A 16266-nucleotide genomic window follows, 5' to 3' on the forward strand; every position below is an offset into this window, starting at 1 on the left:
CTACCTGAACCGCAAATTCTCGCGCGACAGCTGGTCGAGGCTGGTCACGCCCATCAGCTTCATGCCGCGCTCGACTTCGGTCTTGAGCTGGCCCAGCGCCCGCTCGACGCCGGGCTGCCCGGCCGCCGCGAGCGGGTAGAGGTAATAGCGCCCGACGCCGACGGCTTTGGCGCCGAGCGACAGCGCCTTCAGCACATGGGTGCCGCGCTGGATGCCGCCATCCATGATCACGTCGATCTTGTCGCCGACCGCGTCGACGATCTCGGCGAGCTGGTCGAAGGCGGCGCGCGAGCCGTCGAGCTGCCGGCCGCCATGGTTGGAGAGGATGATGCCGGTGCAGCCGATCTCGACGGCACGCTTCGCGTCCGCCATCGACATGATGCCCTTCAGGCAGAACTGGCCGGACCAGAGCCTGACCATCTCGGCGACGTCGTCCCAGGTCATCGCCGGGTCGAGCATCTCGGTGAAATAGCGGCTGATCGACATCACGCCACCGCCCATGTCGACATGGCTGTCGAGCTGCGGCAGGCTGAATTTCTCGTGGGTGAGGTAGTTCAACGCCCATTGCGGCTTGATCGCGAACTGGGTGATGCCGGCAAGGTTGAGCCGGAACGGGATCGAGAAGCCGGTGCGCAGGTCGCGCTCGCGATTGCCGCCGGTGATGCTGTCGACGGTCAGCATCATCACATTGACGCCGGCCTCCTTGGCGCGCTCCATCATCGCCCGGTTCAGGCCGCGATCCTTGTGGAAGTAGAACTGGTAGACCTGCGGGCCGCTATGGGCCTTGCGCAGCTCCTCGAGGCTGATCGTGCCGAGCGAGGAGACGCCGAACATGGTGCCATAGCGCGCTGCCGCCGCGGCGACGGCACGCTCGCCCTGATGGTGGAAGAGGCGCTGAAGGGCTGTCGGCGAGCAGTAGAACGGCACGGCGAGCTTCTGGCCCATCACGGTGACGGACGTATCGAGGCTGCTCACGCCGCGCAGGACGCTCGGAACGAGGTCGCAACGCTCGAAACTCTCGGAATTTCGCCGCAGAGTGACTTCATCGTCGGCCCCGCCATCGATGTAGTTGAAGATCGGGCCCGGCAGCCGCTTCCTGGCGAGGGTGCGGAAGTCATGGAAATTGTGGCAGGCGTTCAGGCGCATTGTTTGCTTCGGTGTCGTTCTGGCAAGGCGAGCGTGGCGCTGGCGACCATCGGATCGGCGGCGGTCGTCGCTGCTCGAAAGGCGGGAGCGGTACCCTATCGCGCGGCGATGGCCTTGGCCATATTGCGCGACCGGTCGCCAGGTCGCCCGGGATTGTCGGGTGGGTGGGCTGACTCCACCGCATGATCATTGATTGTTCATCCGGTTTTCGGCATGACCACCCCCGCACCCGGTGCGCTGCAACAAGCGGGCACCGCAAATGCGAAACCAGGCGGACCCGCCGGCGTTGATGTCGGCGACAACGTTGGGAAAGGCAGGCTATGGCAGGGCAGAAGTGGGTCTACACCTTCGGCGACGGCAAGGCCGAAGGCGAGGCGGGCATGAAGAACCTGCTCGGCGGCAAGGGCGCGAACCTGGCCGAGATGAGCAATCTGGGGCTTCCGGTGCCTCCGGGCTTCACCATCACCACCGAGGTCTGCACCTGGTATTACGACAACGGCAAGAGCTTCCCGGCCGAGCTCGATGGGCAGGTCAAGGACGCGCTCGCCGGCATGGCCAGGCTGACGGGCAAGACCTTCGGCGACCCGGCCAACCCGTTGCTGGTCTCGGTCCGCTCCGGTGCGCGCGCCTCGATGCCCGGCATGATGGACACCGTCCTCAATCTCGGCCTCAACGACGTCACCGTCGAGGCGGTCGCCAAGGCCTCGGGCGATGCCCGTTTCGCCTATGACAGCTACCGCCGCTTCATCACCATGTACTCGAACGTCGTGCTCGACATCGACCACGGCCATTTCGAGGAGGCGCTCGAGGACTACAAGGAGCGCAAGGGTCTCAATCTCGACACCGACCTTACGGCCGATGACTGGAAGGTGCTGGTCGGCAAGTACAAGGACATCGTCAGGAAGGAGCTCGGCTCCGACTTCCCGCAGGACCCGCAGCAGCAGCTCTGGGGCGCGGTCGGCGCCGTCTTCTCCTCCTGGATGAACGCCCGCGCCATCAAGTACCGCGAGCTCAACAGCATCCCGGCCTCCTGGGGCACGGCGGTCAACGTCCAGTCGATGGTCTTCGGCAATATGGGCGAGACCTCGGCGACCGGCGTCGCCTTCACCCGCAATCCCTCGACCGGCGAGAACGCGCTCTATGGCGAGTTCCTGGTCAACGCCCAGGGCGAGGACGTCGTCGCCGGCATCCGAACTCCGCAGGACATCACCGAGGCGGCCAAGGCCGCTGCCAAATCCGACAAGCCTTCGATGGAGAAGGTGATGCCGGAGGCTTATGCCGAGCTCTGCCGCATCTACGGCATCCTCGAAAAGCATTACCGCGATATGCAGGACATGGAGTTCACCATCCAGGAGGGCAAGCTCTGGATGCTGCAGACCCGTTCCGGCAAGCGCACCGCCAAGGCAGCGCTCAGGATCGCGGTCGAGCTCGCCCGCGAGGGCCTGATCACCGAGACCGAAGCGGTTGGCCGCGTCGAGCCCGGCGCGCTCGACCAGCTCCTGCATCCGACGATCGACACCAAGGCCGAGCGCCGCGTGCTGACCGCCGGCCTGCCGGCTTCGCCCGGCGCTGCCGCCGGCGAGATCGTCTTCACGTCCGAGGCCGCCGAGCTGGCGAAGAAGGCCGGCAAGAAGGTCATCCTCGTCCGCGTCGAGACCTCGCCGGAGGATATTCACGGCATGCACGCCGCCGAAGGCATCCTGACCACGCGCGGCGGCATGACCTCGCATGCGGCGGTCGTGGCGCGTGGCATGGGCAAGCCCTGCGTTTCCGGCGCCGGCCAGATCCGCGTCGACTACACCAAGGGTACGATGACCGTCGGCCCGACCACGCTGAAAGCCGGCGACTTCGTCACCATCGACGGCAGCAACGGCCAGGTGTTGCTCGGCGAGGTCAAGATGCAGCAGCCCGAGCTCTCCGGCGACTTCCGGACGCTGATGGGCTGGGCCGACAAGGTTCGGCGCCTGAAGATCCGCGCCAATGCCGAGACGCCGCGCGACGCCAAGGCGGCCCGCGAATTCGGCGCCGAGGGCATCGGCCTCTGCCGCACCGAGCACATGTTCTTCGATGCCGGCCGCATCCTCGCCGTGCGCGAGATGATCCTGGCCGAGGACGAGAAGGGCAGGCGGGCCGCGCTCGCCAAGCTCCTGCCGATGCAGCGCCAGGACTTCGTCGAGCTCTTCACCATCATGCAGGGCCTGCCGGTGACGATCCGCCTGCTCGATCCGCCATTGCACGAGTTCCTGCCGCATACCGACGATGAGATCGCCGAGGTCGCCTCGGCCATGGGCACGACCGTCGACAAGCTGAAGCGCCGCGCCGCCGAGCTGCACGAGTTCAACCCGATGCTCGGCTTCCGCGGCGTGCGCCTCGCGGTCGCCTATCCCGAGATCGCCGAGATGCAGGCGCGCGCGATCTTCGAGGCGGCCGTGATCGCCGCCAAGGAGACCGGCCACCCGGTCATGCCGGAGGTGATGGTGCCGCTCGTCATGGGCGCGCCCGAGCTCGACCTGGTCAAGGGCCGGATCGATGCGATGGCGGAGGCCGTGAAAAAGGAGAGCGGCACGGAGCTCACCTATCAGGTCGGCACCATGATCGAACTTCCGCGCGCCGCGCTGCGGGCGGAAGAGATCGCCAAAAGCGCCGAGTTCTTCTCCTTCGGCACCAACGACCTGACGCAGACTACGCTCGGCATCAGCCGCGACGACGCCGGCTCCTTCCTCGGCTCCTATACGGCCCGCGGCCTGCTCGAATCCGATCCCTTCGTGACGATCGACCAGGACGGCGTCGGCGAGTTGGTCAGGATCGCGGTAGAGCGCGGCCGCAAGGCGCGCCCGAATATCAAGCTCGGCATCTGCGGCGAGCACGGCGGCGACCCCGCCTCCATCGGCTTCTGCGAGAGCGTCGGGCTGGATTATGTGTCCTGCTCGCCCTTCCGCGTGCCGATCGCGAGGCTTGCTGCCGCGCAGGCGGCGCTGGGGGCGATCAAGGCCAAGGACGCCTGAGAAACGGGAGGGCGCGATCCATCATGGCGGCACGCGCCCTCACCACCATCGGCTTCGATGCCGACGACACGCTCTGGCAGAACGAGCAGTTCTTCCGGCTGACGGAGGACCGTTTCGTCGCGCTGCTCGGCGAGCATGGCGAGGCGGCCGAGATATCCGGCAAGCTGCTCGAAGCGGAGAAGCGCAACCTTTCCTTCTACGGTTTCGGCATCAAGGGCTTCACCCTCTCGATGATCGAGACCGCGCTCGAGATCACCCGTGGCCAGGTGCCACCGGCGGTGATCGGCGAGATCCTCGCCGCCGGCCGCGAGATGCTGAGCCATCCGGTCGAGGCGCTGCCGCATGTGCAGGACACGCTCGCCGAGCTTGCCGGCCGCTATCGGCTGGTGCTGATCACCAAGGGCGATCTCTTTGACCAGGAGCGCAAGCTCGCCCAGTCAGGGCTCGGCGATTTCTTCGACGCGGTCGAGATCGTCAGCGACAAGAGCGCTGCGACCTATGAGAAGCTCTTCGCCCGCCATGGCGACGGGCCGGGGCGCGCCATGATGGTCGGCAACTCGCTGAAGTCGGACATCGTACCGGCGCTCGCCGCCGGTGCCTGGGCGGCGCATGTCCCGCATGAGCTGACCTGGGTGCTGGAGCATGCCGAGGAGCCGGTTGGGGAGGTCCGTTTCCGCAAGCTGCCTGATCTCGGCGGGCTGGTCGATCTGGTGCGCGAGATCGGCTGAAGCGCACGCCAAACGCGGGAGCAAGCATGCCAGACGATCCGGTCGAACGCCTGCGCCGCATCTGCCTTGCTCTACCCGGCGCCAGCGAGAAGGAGGCCTGGGGCGACCCGACCTTTCGGGTGCGCGAGCGCATCTTCGCCATGGTGAAATCTGGCGATGGCCGTTGCTCACTCTGGTGCAAGGCGCCGGACGGCAGCCAGGAGATACTGGTCGGCGCCGATTCCCGACGCTTCTTCGTACCGCCCTATGTCGGTCACAAGGGCTGGGTCGGCATGCGTCTCGACGATGGTCCCGACTGGGACGAGGTCGCGGCGATCGTGGCGCGAGCCCACACTCTGACCGGGCCGAAACCGCGGCTTCGCCGGGGCTAATGGCCCCTTAGCTGGACCAGCCTTGCAATTTGTGCTAGCTCCACCGATGTAAGACGAGATGCGGCCGGTTCTGGCCAATCCTCCGCGCGGGTATTCCGACCGGCGGGCCACTTCAGATCCACCACACGTCGATACAAGACCATGGCAAGGCGTCCGCGCGTCCGGCCATGGGTTCCACGAATACGCGGATCTGAAGTGCAAGGATTAGTCCCGATATGAACAAGGGCACCGTCAAGTGGTTCAACGCCACCAAGGGCTACGGCTTCATCACCCCTGAGGCTGGCGGCCCGGACATTTTCGTCCACATCAGCGCCGTCGAGCGCGCCGGCCTGCGCGAACTGCGCGAAGGCCAGGTCGTCTCCTACGAGCTGATCGCCGATCGCAAGACCGGCAAGTCCTCGGCTGGCAACCTCGTCGCCGGCTGAAGACGCTTATCGGGCGGGCCATTAGCGTCCGCCCGTTTTCAACACGCGAGCCTTGAGGCCCGCGACACACGACATCCTCCGGCGCAGTGGCTAGCGGTTCGCCGGGCGGAAAGAGACCATGCGTAGACCGAGACGGTATGTCGAGGCGCTTCCGTTCACCACGTGCGCCCCATTTCGTTCGGCTCAGAAAGACCTGATTTGACCAAATTTACCGACCTCGGCCTGGCCGAGCCGCTTCTCAAAGCGCTCGCCGCCGAAGGTTATGAGACGCCGACGCCGATCCAGGCGCAGGCGATCCCTTCCATTCGCGATGGCCGTGACCTGCTCGGAGCCGCCCAGACCGGCACCGGCAAGACTGCCGCCTTCTCCCTGCCGATGCTGCACCGCCTGCTCAACCAGCCGCGGCGCATGCAGCCGCGTTCGGTGCGCGCCCTGATCCTGTCGCCGACGCGTGAGCTCGCCGCCCAGATCGAGGCCAGCATCCGCACCTATGCCCAGTTCACCTCGCTGAAGTCGACGGTGATCTTCGGTGGCGTGCCGGTCGGCAAGCAGATCCGCGCGCTCGGCCAGCATGTCGACATCCTCGTCGCGACCCCTGGCCGCCTGCTCGACCTTGTCGACCAGCGCGCCGTCTCGCTGCGCGAGATCGAGTTCCTGGTGCTGGACGAAGCCGACCAGATGCTCGACCTCGGCTTCATCCACGCGCTGCGCAAGATCGCGACGCTAATCCCGAAGCAGCGCCAGACCCTGCTGTTCTCGGCGACCATGCCGAAGGCGATCCGCGAGATCGCCTCCGCCTACCTGACCGACCCGGTCGAGGTCGCGGTCGCGCCCGTCGCCACCACGGCCGAGAAGATCGAGCAGCGCGTCATCTTCACCGAAGCCGGCCAGAAGCCGGCCTTGCTGGCGAAGACCTTGAGCGTTCCGGAGATGGAGCGCGCCATCGTCTTCACCCGCACCAAGCACGGCGCCGACAAGGTCGTGCGCCAGTTGGAGCAGGCCGGCATCAACTCCGCCGCGATCCATGGCAACAAGAGCCAGGGCCAGCGCGAGCGTGCCCTCGGCGCCTTCCGCGACGGCGAGTTGCGCATTCTGGTCGCGACCGACATCGCGGCGCGCGGCATCGATGTCGACGGCATCAGCCATGTCGTCAATTTCGACCTGCCGAACGTGCCCGAGACCTATGTCCACCGCATCGGCCGCACTGCGCGCGCCGGCGCCTCGGGGCTCGCGATCGCCTTCTGCACGCCGGAAGAGCGCGGCGATCTCGCCGCGATCGAGAAGCTGACCAAGATCGCGCTCACCCCGGTCGGTGACGTGCCGCATTGGGATGGCCGCACCCCGAAGAAGCCGCCGCAGAATCGTGGTGGCCGCGGGCAGGGGCGTCCGCAGAACGGACAGCAGCCGGGTCAGGGTCAGCGCCGCGACGGCCGGGGTGCGCAGGGCCGCAATGGCCAGCGCCCTGAGCAGGGCGAGCGTCAGGAACAGCGCCGCGAGCAGTCCCGTCCGAGCCAGCCGCGTCAGCAGCAGGCGCGTCCGGAGCAGCAGCGTCATGAGCGTCCGGCCCAGCGCCAGGATGGGGGCGGTGCACGAAAAGACGCGACTTCCGGCAAGGAAGGGCTTGGCGGCGTCGCGTTCTTGCAGCAAAGAACGGGACAACGACGCACCGGCGGCGGCGGGCGGCGCCCGAACTGACAGGCACCGTAACCGCTGGGGCTAAGCCGGAAAGGCTTGGCCCCGCGCCGAGGACAAGACGAAGGATCAGCGAATGGCGAAAGAAGAACTGCTCGAATTCGACGGCACCGTGGTCGAGGTGCTCCCGGACGGCAACTACCGGGTGAAGCTCGACAATGACCACGTCATTCTGGCCTATGCGGCCGGCAAGATGAAGAAGAACCGTATCCGTACCATCGCCGGCGACCGCGTGGTCGTGGAGATGTCGCCCTACGATCTCGATCGTGGCCGGATCAACTTCCGCCAGAAGACCGCCAGCCCCGGCCCGATGCCGCCGCGGCCGCAGAACTTCCGTCGGCGCTGAGCTTACGATGCGTTTCAGCCGGCCCGAGCAATTCTTCGCCGCGGCCGGCATCGGCCTTGGTGCGCTCGCCTCGCTTGCGGTCAACACCGGCTGGATCGCCAGAGGGGGGACCTTCCCGCCCTTCGTCTATGTGCTGCTGGCGCTCGCTTTGGTGGAGGTCGTCGCTGGCTTCGTGACGAAGCAGCCGCCCGGCACCCTGTTCTCCATGCCTGCCCGCATCCTGGCCTTCGCCCTCGGTATCGGCGTGCTGATTCTGCTGACCGGCGGCTTGGCCTGAGCCTCCTCCGTCATTCTCGGGCGAAGCGAAGCGCAGTCCCGAGAATCTCTTGACGAAAAGGCGATGGCCGGCGTCTCTTCCGGTCTGAGATGCTCGGGTCAAGCCCGAGCATCACGGTCACTTCGCCCAGGCTTGCAGAAAAAAAGCCCCGGCCGAAGCCGGGGCGAAAGGTGTCTGTACGTGGTGACAGGTACTACGAAGAAAACTCGAAAACTCAGTAGCCGCCCTTGGCCCAATGCTGCGAGCCGGGGCTGACAAGGACCTGGCGCTGGCGCGTCGCATACTCGGCCGGCACGGTCTCGTGCTCGACCCGCGAGGCGCTGATCATGACGCGGCGGCTGCGCTGGCCATAGACGGCCGGAACGACGTCGTAATCGACCGAGGCCGGCGACACTTCGACGGTGCGCTGCTGATAGCCGTACTGCGCGGGGACATGCACCCAGCAGCCGGTCGTCTGGCCGTAGGCGTCGCGGGTGACTTCCCAGCGCTTGGTCGCCGGCGAGATCAGGACCTTCTCGGAGACAGTCCGGTACTGGGCCGGGATATGGCGGGCGACGCGGCGCTCCGGCTGGATCACCACCTGCTCGGTGACGGTGTCGTACTGCGCCGGGACGACCCGCGAGAAGGTGCGCTCGGGGCGCACGACATAGCTTTCATCGACGGTGCCGTAGACCGGCGGGGTCGAAACCAGCTTGTAGCAGGAGCCGCTGCCGCACGAGCTGACCGGCGCCCGGTAGCAGGAAGAACTGCTGCAGCCGCCGGCGAGCGCCGGAGCGGCGAGGCCCATCAGCGCCGTGGTGGCGAGAGCCGAAAGTGAAAAAAGCCTGAACGTCATAGCTGACCCCAACCCTGCGTTGCGCAACACTGCCGCCGCGTCGTTGGAGTAAGAAAGCCTGAGACGATCTATGAAGACAAGGTTAACTGCAAAACAAGGTAAAATTAACCAATTCTGCCTGAACGGAAGCAGTCCCGTTGTGACCGTCGCGTCGGGTGCGCTGCCCAGTATTCAAGGCTTTCAATGCGGGCCGGCGCAGTAGCCGGCCAGCACCGCCGGCCTTGTCTGGAAGCAGCTTTCCGGTCGGCCGTCAGTCGATCGCGCCGCGCTTCATGCCGAAGCCTTCGATATAGCAGCTGCAGGACGAATTGGCTGGCGCCGGCCTGGCTTCGCACGAGCCGCGCGAGGTCACGCAGGTATCGCCGAAGCGCTGGCGGCGATAGGGCCGCTCATAGCCATAGCGCGGGCGGTCGTAGCCATAGGGTGGCGGCGGCCGATCGTAATCGTAGCGCGGCGCCGGCCGGTAGGGATCGTAATACTGGGCGTTCGCGCTGGTTGTGGACGAGATGGCCGCTCCGATGAGGGCCGCGATGGCGAGCGTCTTGAACATCGTGCCTGTACTCCTGTTCTGCGCGAGGCCAAAGCCAAGGGCGGGATCGTCTGAGAAGGATAGGGGACAGCGATGAACGGAAGCTGAGCGTCGTCTCCGGCGCCCATAGGCAAGACCCGCCGGCGCGAGCCGGCGGGCCAGATGGAGTGCCGGCTCGCAAGCGGCGTGCTTAGTGCCAGGTCTGGCGGCCGTACCAGTCGTCGACATCGGTCCGGACCTTGTCCTTCTCGATCCCGTAGCGCTCCTGGATCTTGCCCTCGAGCTGGTCGCGCTTGCCGGCGATGACGTCGAGATCGTCATCGGTCAGCTTGCCCCATTGCTCCTTGACCTTGCCCTTGAGCTGCTTCCAGTTTCCTTCGACGCGGTTCCAGTCCATTGGACGCTCCTCGTGTTCGTGATGGGTATGCTGGAGGAACGCGCGGGCGGCGGAATGGTTCGGCAGAAAAAGCTGCGCCACCGGCAAATGCCGGCTCTGCGATCGCCTAGGAATGGTCCCCGCCACGAGCCACCAGGCGCGCGCGCAGGCGTGGCGCTGCCCAGTCCAGGAAGGCGCGGACTTTCAGGCTGCGCAGGCCTCCTTCCGCATAGGCGAGGCTGACCGGCAGCGGCGCCGGGGCGAAGTCGTCCAGCACCGCTTCGAGGGTGCCTTGCCGGAGTTCGTCTTCGACCTGATAGGACAGCACACGCACCAGGCCGAAACCCGCCAGCGCCGCATCGATGGCCGCGACCGTCGAGTTCACCGAAAGCCGCGCCCTGGGCTCCTCGCCGAGGGCTGGATTGTCGCCGCGATAGCGCCATTCCGGGGTGACCGAGAAGCCGCGGAAGGAGATGCCGTCATGGGCCCCGAGGTCTTCCGGCGTCCGCGGCCTACCGCGGCGGTCGAGATAGGCCGGGCTGGCGCAGATGACGCGGCGGACTTCGCCGACCTTCGTCGCGATCAGCCCACCGGCGTCGAGGTGGCCGATCCGCACGGCGACGTCGATATGCTCGTCGATGAGGTTGATCTGCCGGTCTTCGAGGTGGAGTCTCAGGGAGATCTCCGGGTTCTGCTCCAGGAAGGCGAGGGCGACCGGCATGACATGGCGCTGGCCGAACAGCGTCGACGCTGTGAGGCGCAGTTCGCCGCGAGGCGCGCTGTATTCACCGGCGGCGATCCGCTCGGCCTCCTCGACCTGTTCGAGGATGCGCTTGCTGGCTTCGAGATAGGCCAGGCCGGCCTCGGTCAGCTCAGTCCCGCGCCGCGTGCGCAGCATCAGCCTGGCCCGCAAATGCATTTCGAGATCGGCGATCTTGCGGCTGACGGTGGCGAGCGGCATGCGCAGCTTGCGCGCGGCCGCCGACAGGCTCCCAGCCTCGACCACCGCGAGCAGCACCGCCATGGCGTCCAGGCGGTCCATCAGGTTTCCATAATTCGGGAGGGTATCTCCATGGCCTGTCCATAGCACCCGATGATCGGGAGGACTACGTCGTTGTCCATGAAGGCGCCGCTCGTGGCGCCTCGCGCTCTGACGAGCCCAGGAGTTCACGATGACCGGTCTTTCACGCAGGGGATTTTCGCTCGGCCTCCCGGCCCTGGCGGCAGCGGGCGCTGGCTTGCCCGCGGCCGGCCTGGCACAGGCGCCGGCAACGGCCGAGCGCGCGCTGCCGCCGCCCTTGGCGCAGCTCAGGATCGGCCGCTTCAAGGTGACGGCGCTGAGCGACGGCTATGTCGACATGCCCTATGAATACTTCCCCGGCCGCTCCGCCGCCGAGGTCGAGGCCCTGGCGAAGGCGCAGTTCTCGGCCCGGCCCGGCGGCGTCAGGATGATGTTCAACCAGTACCTGATCGAGGACGGCAGCAATCGTATCCTGATCGATGCCGGCCCGGGCGGCACCATCGGCCAGTCTGGGAAGCTGCCGGCGGGCTTAGCCGCACTCGGCCTCGACCGCGGCAGGATCGACGCCGTGATCGTCACCCACATGCACCAGGACCATATCGGCGGCCTCGTCTCCGGGGATCAGGCCAATTTCGCCAAGGCCGAGATCTATGTCGATCGGCGCGAGCTCGCGCACTGGACCGACCCGGCGACCCGCTCGGCCTCGCCGTCCTATCTCCAGAACGGCATCAAGCTCTCCGGCGAGGTCGCACGCCTCTATCCCAAGCTGCAGGCCATCGACGGTGAGCGGGAGATCATACCCGGCGTCTCGATCGTCGACCTTGCCGGCCACACTCCGGGCCATATCGGCGTGCGCATCGCCGATGCCGGCCAGAGCCTGATCATGGCCGGCGACATGCTCTTCCCGGTGGTCCATCCGGCGGGGCTCGACGTGAATTTCCTGTTCGAGCAGGACCGCCCGGCAGCGCAGGCGATGCGCACCCGCTTCTTCCAGCGCGCTGTGGGCGAGGGCGCTCTGATCGCCGCGACGCATATGCCCTTCCCAGGGCTCGGCCGCGTCGTCGCCGATCAAGGCCAGTATCGCTGGCTGCCGGCCGCCTGGGCCTTCCAGGACTAGAGGGCGTTGTCTCAGGAATATCAGCGAGGCCGGGATCAGTCCTGGCCTCGTGCTCTTGCGGGGAGTGGAGCCGGCCCCGACGCAGCTAGAAATCGACGATCCGCTAAAATGCGAGCTAAATCCGTATCAGTTGGCCAATGGGGCGCGGGCTAGAGGAAGAGCATCACAGCCCAGAACAGGCCATGACATACTCAGCGCAAGACATCACGAACGCCCTCCTGCGGATCAAGGAGGACGGCTTTGTCCTCGACAACGATGCTTTCGGCTATGCCGCGATCAGATGGGACGTCCGCCGGCTGAAGCGCGACCTGCGCGAGGCCGGCTATGCCGGCGCCGAGCTGGCGCAGGGCCGGATGATGAACGAGGGCGAGTCGATCTGCTGGCTCTACAACCCCGACGCCGTCGCCAAAGACAACGTCGATCGCCTCGCTGCGGCGCGGCACTCGGCGCTCTACGGCGAATAGGCGCTCGGGGTGATCGAGCTGGGCTCGAGCCCCGCCAGTGAGAGCACTGAGGGCGCCACGATACGGCCCTGACGAGCGTCGCCGGCGCCTATCGTCCCCGCTGTGCGCAGCCGGGCGTCGCGGCTTCCTGTTCGAATGCGTCCGCTTGCCCTTCATAGGCGCTCGCCATGGCGGCCAGGCGGGCTGCACCCTCGCTGTCCCGGGCGGTATCGGCCCAGCGGCGGCACATCAACGCTTTCACGCGCAGGGCCTGAGCCTGCCGAACTCTGTCGTGGTCCATGGCGGCGCTCCAACACACCAGATCACCCTGCAGCTTGCGGCCGTCAGAACCGAAAACGCTTCTATCGCGGGAGTGCTCACGCGAGCCTGAACAGCTTGAGACAGTTTACTGTCCAAGCAGGCTTTTGGATGCACAGGCCGAAATCAAAAACGCCTCGATCTGCTGTGACGCAGCTGTTCGTCGTCTTTGAAGTCACCTTACTAGTTGATCGGTAAAGTGCCACAGCATGTTATTGGCAGCGTTAATGGCGGAGCCAAGAAGCAACGGTCCACGAATATTAATCATAATTTCTGTTGAAATCTGCGAAGAGCGCCGAATCGATATAAGGCTCTCGCGGAGAAAAGACACCCGGTCGATCAAGCAAATAGACTCCGCGCGTGTCGCTTGGAGATCGTCGATATCAGATGAATGAGTGCGCTTGAGCACTCAGGATGATAGTCAATGATTGCCGTGTCGGACAGTTGGACAACGCGTTGACTATGTCTGCCCCGGTCGCAGCTTGTAGAAGACGTGCCGGCCGATCGTGTCCATCTTCTTCAGCTTCCGCGCCCAGTACGGCCGGACATAGTCGGCGTGGTAGTGGGTGGAGGCGCCGACTTCCGCCAGATAGGTCGTGCCGTCATAGACCTCGCGGGCGATGCGGACGGCGTCGCGCCAGGGGCCGGGCTCGGTGATGCGCAGCGACTTGCCCTCGCAGGCGAAGGTGAACTGGCAGGCGAGGTGGCGGCTGGCGTTCTGGTAGACCGCGCCGCAGACCGTGTTCGGGTAGAGCCCGCTCTTGACCCGGTTGAGAACCACCTGCGCCACCGCGGCGCGGCCCTGCTCGCCTTCCGAGCGCGCCTCGAAATAGACGGCCTCGGCCAGGCAGCGCTGCTCCTTGGCCATGTTCTCGGGCGCGATCAGGCTGGTGTAGATCTGCTTCTCGCTGGGATCGACGGTGCGCAGGTCCGTGGTCGTGCCACGCTCCGACTTGGCGATGCGGCTACGCGATTTCGGCTCGGCAGCGACGGGCGCCATCTGCATCGGTGTGGCGGAGGCCGCTCCGGCGAGGCCGGTGGCCGTCGGCGTGTTGGAGGACTGACCGAGCGCTGTGGAGACGGATGGCGTCGAGCCGTCGAGGTTTTCCGGAGAGAGTTCGCCATGGCGCGGCGAGCCGAGGCTCTTCGGAACCGCCGTCGGTGAGGAATCCGACAGGGCGGGGTCAGTGACGCCTTCATCGCGCAGGAACGGTTCGAAGCCGAGCGGCGGCTCCTCCGGGCTTTCCTGCGCTTCGAGCGAAAAGCCGCCCGAGATCAGCCCGGGCTGGGTGTCGCCGAAAACGACCTGTTCGAGCTCGCCGGGCGGGCCGTTGCGGGTCAGCGTCGGACGCAGGGGCACGATCGGATCGCCCTTGCTGCTGCGGTCGACCTGCGGGAAGGCGCTGGCGGTGCGCTTCATGTCCTCGCGCGGCTGGCGCGGATCGATCGCGAAGGTCCGCTCGGGTGTCTCGAAGGAGAGGCGTGCCGGCTGGATCAACCTGGCATAGGCGCGCTCCGGCATACGGAAGGCGCTGGCAGCGACCAGTAGGGACGGGCCCTCCGCGAGTTCCGAGAGCGCACCGGGCGCGGTGCGGGGGATCAGCGAGCCCGGCGGGCCGAGGACATCGGGTTTCTGCCCGGCCGAGGCGGTGAAGGAGACCAGCATGCCGGCCGAAAGCGCCCAGGGAGCGACGGTCGCCAGCGCCCAGCGCAGCTTCTGCCAGCCCATTCGCTTCGATCGCCGACGCAGACGCAACTGACCCAGGCCCTCACACCAAGAAGACGAAAGACGAGTGGCCGCGAATCCGATGATGCAAATTCGCGACAGTTGGATAATCCCTTGTCAGGGTTGAAAGGCGGTTAACGGCCGTCCGCTCGCATCGGCGGCTCTCCGCCAAAAGACAGCTTTCCCGATCGGGGATTTGTCCCGTATGCTGCGCCGCAACAAAGGGAGAGAGACATGAATGCTGCCGTCCTCAAGGCCGATTCCGAAGCCAATGCCGTCGCGCTGATCGCCGCCGCCTTGCCCGGTTTCGAGGCTCTGCTGGAAGAGGCAGTGGCTGCGGTCAGGCAGAAGGTGCTGGTCGAGGGCCGCATCTCCTCGGCCAAGCTGGAGCAGGAGCAGCACGCCGCCCACGGCCTTTCCTGGCTCGCCACCTATGTGACGGGCCTGCGCGAGCTCAAGGCCTACGGCGAGCGCCTGCAGGCCGAGGATCGCTACGGCGCGATCGAGGATTACGCGATCCGGATCGGCGCCGGCGAATACGCCGCCCAGATCTTCGGCGGCATCCCGATGAGCCAGGGTGAGATCGTCCGCCTGCCGACGCTCGGGCTTTCGGCAAAGGCCGTTGCCGCCGCCTGCTCGGACGCAGCCGAGCAGCTGATCGCCGAGGGCAACACACCGGAGAACCGCGCCCGCTTCGTCGCCTTGTTCAGCCAGAGCCAGGGCCTCGCCAGCGTCGGCGATCCCGGCCTCGACGAGACATTGGAAGCGATCCGCACGGAGATGCGCCGGTTCTGCGAGCAGCAGGTCACGCCGCATGCCCATGAATGGCACCTGCAGAACGAATACATCCCGATGCCGGTGGTCGAGCAGATGGCCGAGCTCGGCGTCTTCGGCCTGACCATCCCCGAGGAATTCGGCGGCATGGGCCTCAGCAAGGTCTCGATGTGCGTCGTCTCCGAGGAGCTCTCGCGTGGCTATATCGGCGTCGGCTCGCTCGGCACCCGCTCGGAGATCGCTGCCGAACTGATCCTGAACGGCGGCACCGACGAGCAGAAAGCCTATTGGCTGCCGAAGATCGCCTCCGGCGAAATCCTGCCGACCGCGGTCTTCACCGAGCCCAATACCGGTTCCGACCTCGCTTCGCTGCGCACCAAGGCGGTGAAGGACGGTGACAGCTGGAAGGTCTATGGCAACAAGACCTGGATCACCCATCCGGTCCGCGCCGACATCATGACGCTGCTGGTCCGCACCGATCCGGACGCGCCGGGCTATCGCGGCCTCTCCATGCTGATCGCGCAGAAGCCGCGCGGCACCGACGCCGAGCCGTTCCCGGTCGCGGGCCTGACCGGCGGCGAGATCGAAGTCCTCGGCTATCGCGGCATGAAGGAATACGAGCTCGCCTTCGACGGTTTCGAGGTCAAGGGAGAGAACCTGCTCGGCGGCGTCGAGGGCCAGGGTTTCAAGCAGCTGATGCAGACCTTCGAGGCCGCCCGCATCCAGACCGCGGCGCGCGCGCTCGGCGTCGCGCAATGCGCCTTCGATCTTGGCCTGCGCTATGCCCAGGAGCGCATCCAGTTCGGCAAGCCGCTGATCGCCTTCCCCCGCGTTGCCGACAAGCTCGCCATGATGGCGGCCGAGCTCGTCATCGCCCGCCAGCTCACCTATTTCGCCGCTCGCGAGAAGGACGCCGACCGGCGCTGCGACCTCGAAGCCGGCATGGCCAAGCTTTTGGGCGCCCGCGTCGCCTGGGCGGCGGCCGACAACGCGCTGCAGATCCATGGCGGCAACGGCTTTGCGCTGGAATATCCGGTCAGCCGCGTGCTCTGCGACGCCCGCATCCTCAACATCTTCGAGGGGGCGGCCGAGATCCAGGCGCAGGTGATCGCGCGGAGACTGGTCGAGGGGTGAGAG

Annotated in this window: 17 protein-coding genes; 10 read left to right on the forward strand and 7 right to left on the reverse strand. The window is 66.4% G+C overall.

From position 1 onward, the window contains the following. The gene (locus tag GV161_RS18005) at positions 1 to 1146 is read right to left on the reverse strand and encodes an alpha-hydroxy acid oxidase (RefSeq protein ID WP_152016982.1); all 1146 of its coding nucleotides are present in this window, start codon (positions 1144 to 1146) and stop codon (positions 1 to 3) included. Between the two features lie 320 nt (positions 1147 to 1466). On the opposite strand from GV161_RS18005, the gene ppdK reads away from it, so the two are divergent. From ppdK to GV161_RS18040, 7 genes are all read left to right on the forward strand, one after another. Continuing rightward, positions 1467 to 4151 (forward strand): pyruvate, phosphate dikinase, encoded by a 2685-nt coding sequence (gene ppdK / locus GV161_RS18010; protein ID WP_152016983.1) that lies wholly within the window; start codon positions 1467 to 1469, stop codon positions 4149 to 4151. A gap of 23 nt (positions 4152 to 4174) precedes the next feature. After that, entirely contained in the window at positions 4175 to 4879 is a 705-nt protein-coding gene (locus tag GV161_RS18015) for an HAD family hydrolase (protein WP_152016984.1), read from the forward strand. Between the two features lie 26 nt (positions 4880 to 4905). Then, on the forward strand, positions 4906 to 5250 hold the full coding sequence (locus GV161_RS18020; protein ID WP_152016985.1) for an MmcQ/YjbR family DNA-binding protein: 345 nt from the start codon (positions 4906 to 4908) through the stop codon (positions 5248 to 5250). Positions 5251 to 5465: 215 nt separating this feature from the next. Next, the gene (locus GV161_RS18025) at positions 5466 to 5675 is read left to right on the forward strand and encodes a cold-shock protein (RefSeq protein WP_152016986.1); all 210 of its coding nucleotides are present in this window, start codon (positions 5466 to 5468) and stop codon (positions 5673 to 5675) included. A gap of 198 nt (positions 5676 to 5873) precedes the next feature. Further along, positions 5874 to 7370: a DEAD/DEAH box helicase gene (locus GV161_RS18030; RefSeq protein ID WP_152016987.1), complete on the forward strand. Its 1497-nt coding sequence runs from the start codon at positions 5874 to 5876 to the stop codon at positions 7368 to 7370. A gap of 73 nt (positions 7371 to 7443) precedes the next feature. Next, positions 7444 to 7713 (forward strand): translation initiation factor IF-1, encoded by a 270-nt coding sequence (infA, locus tag GV161_RS18035; protein WP_057187732.1) that lies wholly within the window; start codon positions 7444 to 7446, stop codon positions 7711 to 7713. 7 nt (positions 7714 to 7720) lie between these two features. Beyond that, the gene (locus GV161_RS18040) at positions 7721 to 7990 is read left to right on the forward strand and encodes a hypothetical protein (RefSeq protein ID WP_100965558.1); all 270 of its coding nucleotides are present in this window, start codon (positions 7721 to 7723) and stop codon (positions 7988 to 7990) included. A gap of 214 nt (positions 7991 to 8204) precedes the next feature. On the opposite strand, the gene GV161_RS18045 is transcribed toward GV161_RS18040, so the two are convergent. The 4 genes from GV161_RS18045 to GV161_RS18060 form a co-directional block, all read right to left on the reverse strand. Next, entirely contained in the window at positions 8205 to 8825 is a 621-nt protein-coding gene (locus GV161_RS18045; RefSeq protein WP_152016988.1) for a hypothetical protein, read from the reverse strand. Positions 8826 to 9075: 250 nt separating this feature from the next. Continuing rightward, on the reverse strand, positions 9076 to 9375 hold the full coding sequence (locus GV161_RS18050; RefSeq protein ID WP_152016989.1) for a hypothetical protein: 300 nt from the start codon (positions 9373 to 9375) through the stop codon (positions 9076 to 9078). A gap of 169 nt (positions 9376 to 9544) precedes the next feature. Further along, positions 9545 to 9751: a CsbD family protein gene (locus tag GV161_RS18055; RefSeq protein WP_057187726.1), complete on the reverse strand. Its 207-nt coding sequence runs from the start codon at positions 9749 to 9751 to the stop codon at positions 9545 to 9547. Positions 9752 to 9857: 106 nt separating this feature from the next. Continuing rightward, positions 9858 to 10772, reverse strand: coding sequence for a LysR family transcriptional regulator (locus GV161_RS18060; protein WP_152016990.1), 915 nt, complete (start codon positions 10770 to 10772; stop codon positions 9858 to 9860). 130 nt (positions 10773 to 10902) lie between these two features. On the opposite strand from GV161_RS18060, the gene GV161_RS18065 reads away from it, so the two are divergent. Together GV161_RS18065 and GV161_RS18070 are read left to right on the forward strand one after the other, a co-directional pair. Continuing rightward, positions 10903 to 11868, forward strand: a complete 966-nt coding sequence (locus tag GV161_RS18065; protein WP_152016991.1) for an MBL fold metallo-hydrolase — start codon at positions 10903 to 10905, stop codon at positions 11866 to 11868. Positions 11869 to 12050: 182 nt separating this feature from the next. Continuing rightward, positions 12051 to 12332, forward strand: a complete 282-nt coding sequence (locus GV161_RS18070) for a hypothetical protein (RefSeq protein ID WP_152016992.1) — start codon at positions 12051 to 12053, stop codon at positions 12330 to 12332. Positions 12333 to 12420: 88 nt separating this feature from the next. On the opposite strand, the gene GV161_RS18075 is transcribed toward GV161_RS18070, so the two are convergent. Together GV161_RS18075 and GV161_RS18080 are read right to left on the reverse strand one after the other, a co-directional pair. Beyond that, complete coding sequence (locus GV161_RS18075) at positions 12421 to 12612, reverse strand: hypothetical protein (protein ID WP_152016993.1); 192 nt, start codon at positions 12610 to 12612, stop codon at positions 12421 to 12423. Positions 12613 to 13089: 477 nt separating this feature from the next. After that, positions 13090 to 14358 carry a cell wall hydrolase gene (locus tag GV161_RS18080; protein WP_152016994.1) on the reverse strand — a complete coding sequence of 423 codons (1269 nt, stop codon included), beginning with the start codon at positions 14356 to 14358 and terminating at the stop codon, positions 13090 to 13092. Between the two features lie 231 nt (positions 14359 to 14589). On the opposite strand from GV161_RS18080, the gene GV161_RS18085 reads away from it, so the two are divergent. Next, a complete protein-coding gene (locus GV161_RS18085; protein ID WP_152016995.1) occupies positions 14590 to 16263 on the forward strand; it encodes an acyl-CoA dehydrogenase family protein in 1674 nt (557 codons plus the stop codon). Positions 16264 to 16266: the final 3 nt, after the last annotated feature.

The sequence above is a fragment of the Bosea sp. 29B genome, from assembly GCF_902506165.1.
Classification (GTDB): domain Bacteria; phylum Pseudomonadota; class Alphaproteobacteria; order Rhizobiales; family Beijerinckiaceae; genus Allobosea.

What these genes read in the sequence shown, in the direction of transcription:
- GV161_RS18005 (WP_152016982.1), bottom strand. Translation starts at nt 1,146, where the DNA reads ATGCGCCTGAACGCCTGCCACAATTTCCATGACTTCCGCACCCTCGCC.
- ppdK (WP_152016983.1), top strand. Translation starts at nt 1,467, where the DNA reads ATGGCAGGGCAGAAGTGGGTCTACACCTTCGGCGACGGCAAGGCCGAA.
- GV161_RS18015 (WP_152016984.1), top strand. Translation starts at nt 4,175, where the DNA reads ATGGCGGCACGCGCCCTCACCACCATCGGCTTCGATGCCGACGACACG.
- GV161_RS18020 (WP_152016985.1), top strand. Translation starts at nt 4,906, where the DNA reads ATGCCAGACGATCCGGTCGAACGCCTGCGCCGCATCTGCCTTGCTCTA.
- GV161_RS18025 (WP_152016986.1), top strand. Translation starts at nt 5,466, where the DNA reads ATGAACAAGGGCACCGTCAAGTGGTTCAACGCCACCAAGGGCTACGGC.
- infA (WP_057187732.1), top strand. Translation starts at nt 7,444, where the DNA reads ATGGCGAAAGAAGAACTGCTCGAATTCGACGGCACCGTGGTCGAGGTG.
- GV161_RS18040 (WP_100965558.1), top strand. Translation starts at nt 7,721, where the DNA reads ATGCGTTTCAGCCGGCCCGAGCAATTCTTCGCCGCGGCCGGCATCGGC.
- GV161_RS18045 (WP_152016988.1), bottom strand. Translation starts at nt 8,825, where the DNA reads ATGACGTTCAGGCTTTTTTCACTTTCGGCTCTCGCCACCACGGCGCTG.
- GV161_RS18050 (WP_152016989.1), bottom strand. Translation starts at nt 9,375, where the DNA reads ATGTTCAAGACGCTCGCCATCGCGGCCCTCATCGGAGCGGCCATCTCG.
- GV161_RS18055 (WP_057187726.1), bottom strand. Translation starts at nt 9,751, where the DNA reads ATGGACTGGAACCGCGTCGAAGGAAACTGGAAGCAGCTCAAGGGCAAG.
- GV161_RS18060 (WP_152016990.1), bottom strand. Translation starts at nt 10,772, where the DNA reads ATGGACCGCCTGGACGCCATGGCGGTGCTGCTCGCGGTGGTCGAGGCT.
- GV161_RS18065 (WP_152016991.1), top strand. Translation starts at nt 10,903, where the DNA reads ATGACCGGTCTTTCACGCAGGGGATTTTCGCTCGGCCTCCCGGCCCTG.
- GV161_RS18070 (WP_152016992.1), top strand. Translation starts at nt 12,051, where the DNA reads ATGACATACTCAGCGCAAGACATCACGAACGCCCTCCTGCGGATCAAG.
- GV161_RS18075 (WP_152016993.1), bottom strand. Translation starts at nt 12,612, where the DNA reads ATGGACCACGACAGAGTTCGGCAGGCTCAGGCCCTGCGCGTGAAAGCG.
- GV161_RS18080 (WP_152016994.1), bottom strand. Translation starts at nt 14,358, where the DNA reads ATGGGCTGGCAGAAGCTGCGCTGGGCGCTGGCGACCGTCGCTCCCTGG.
- GV161_RS18085 (WP_152016995.1), top strand. Translation starts at nt 14,590, where the DNA reads ATGAATGCTGCCGTCCTCAAGGCCGATTCCGAAGCCAATGCCGTCGCG.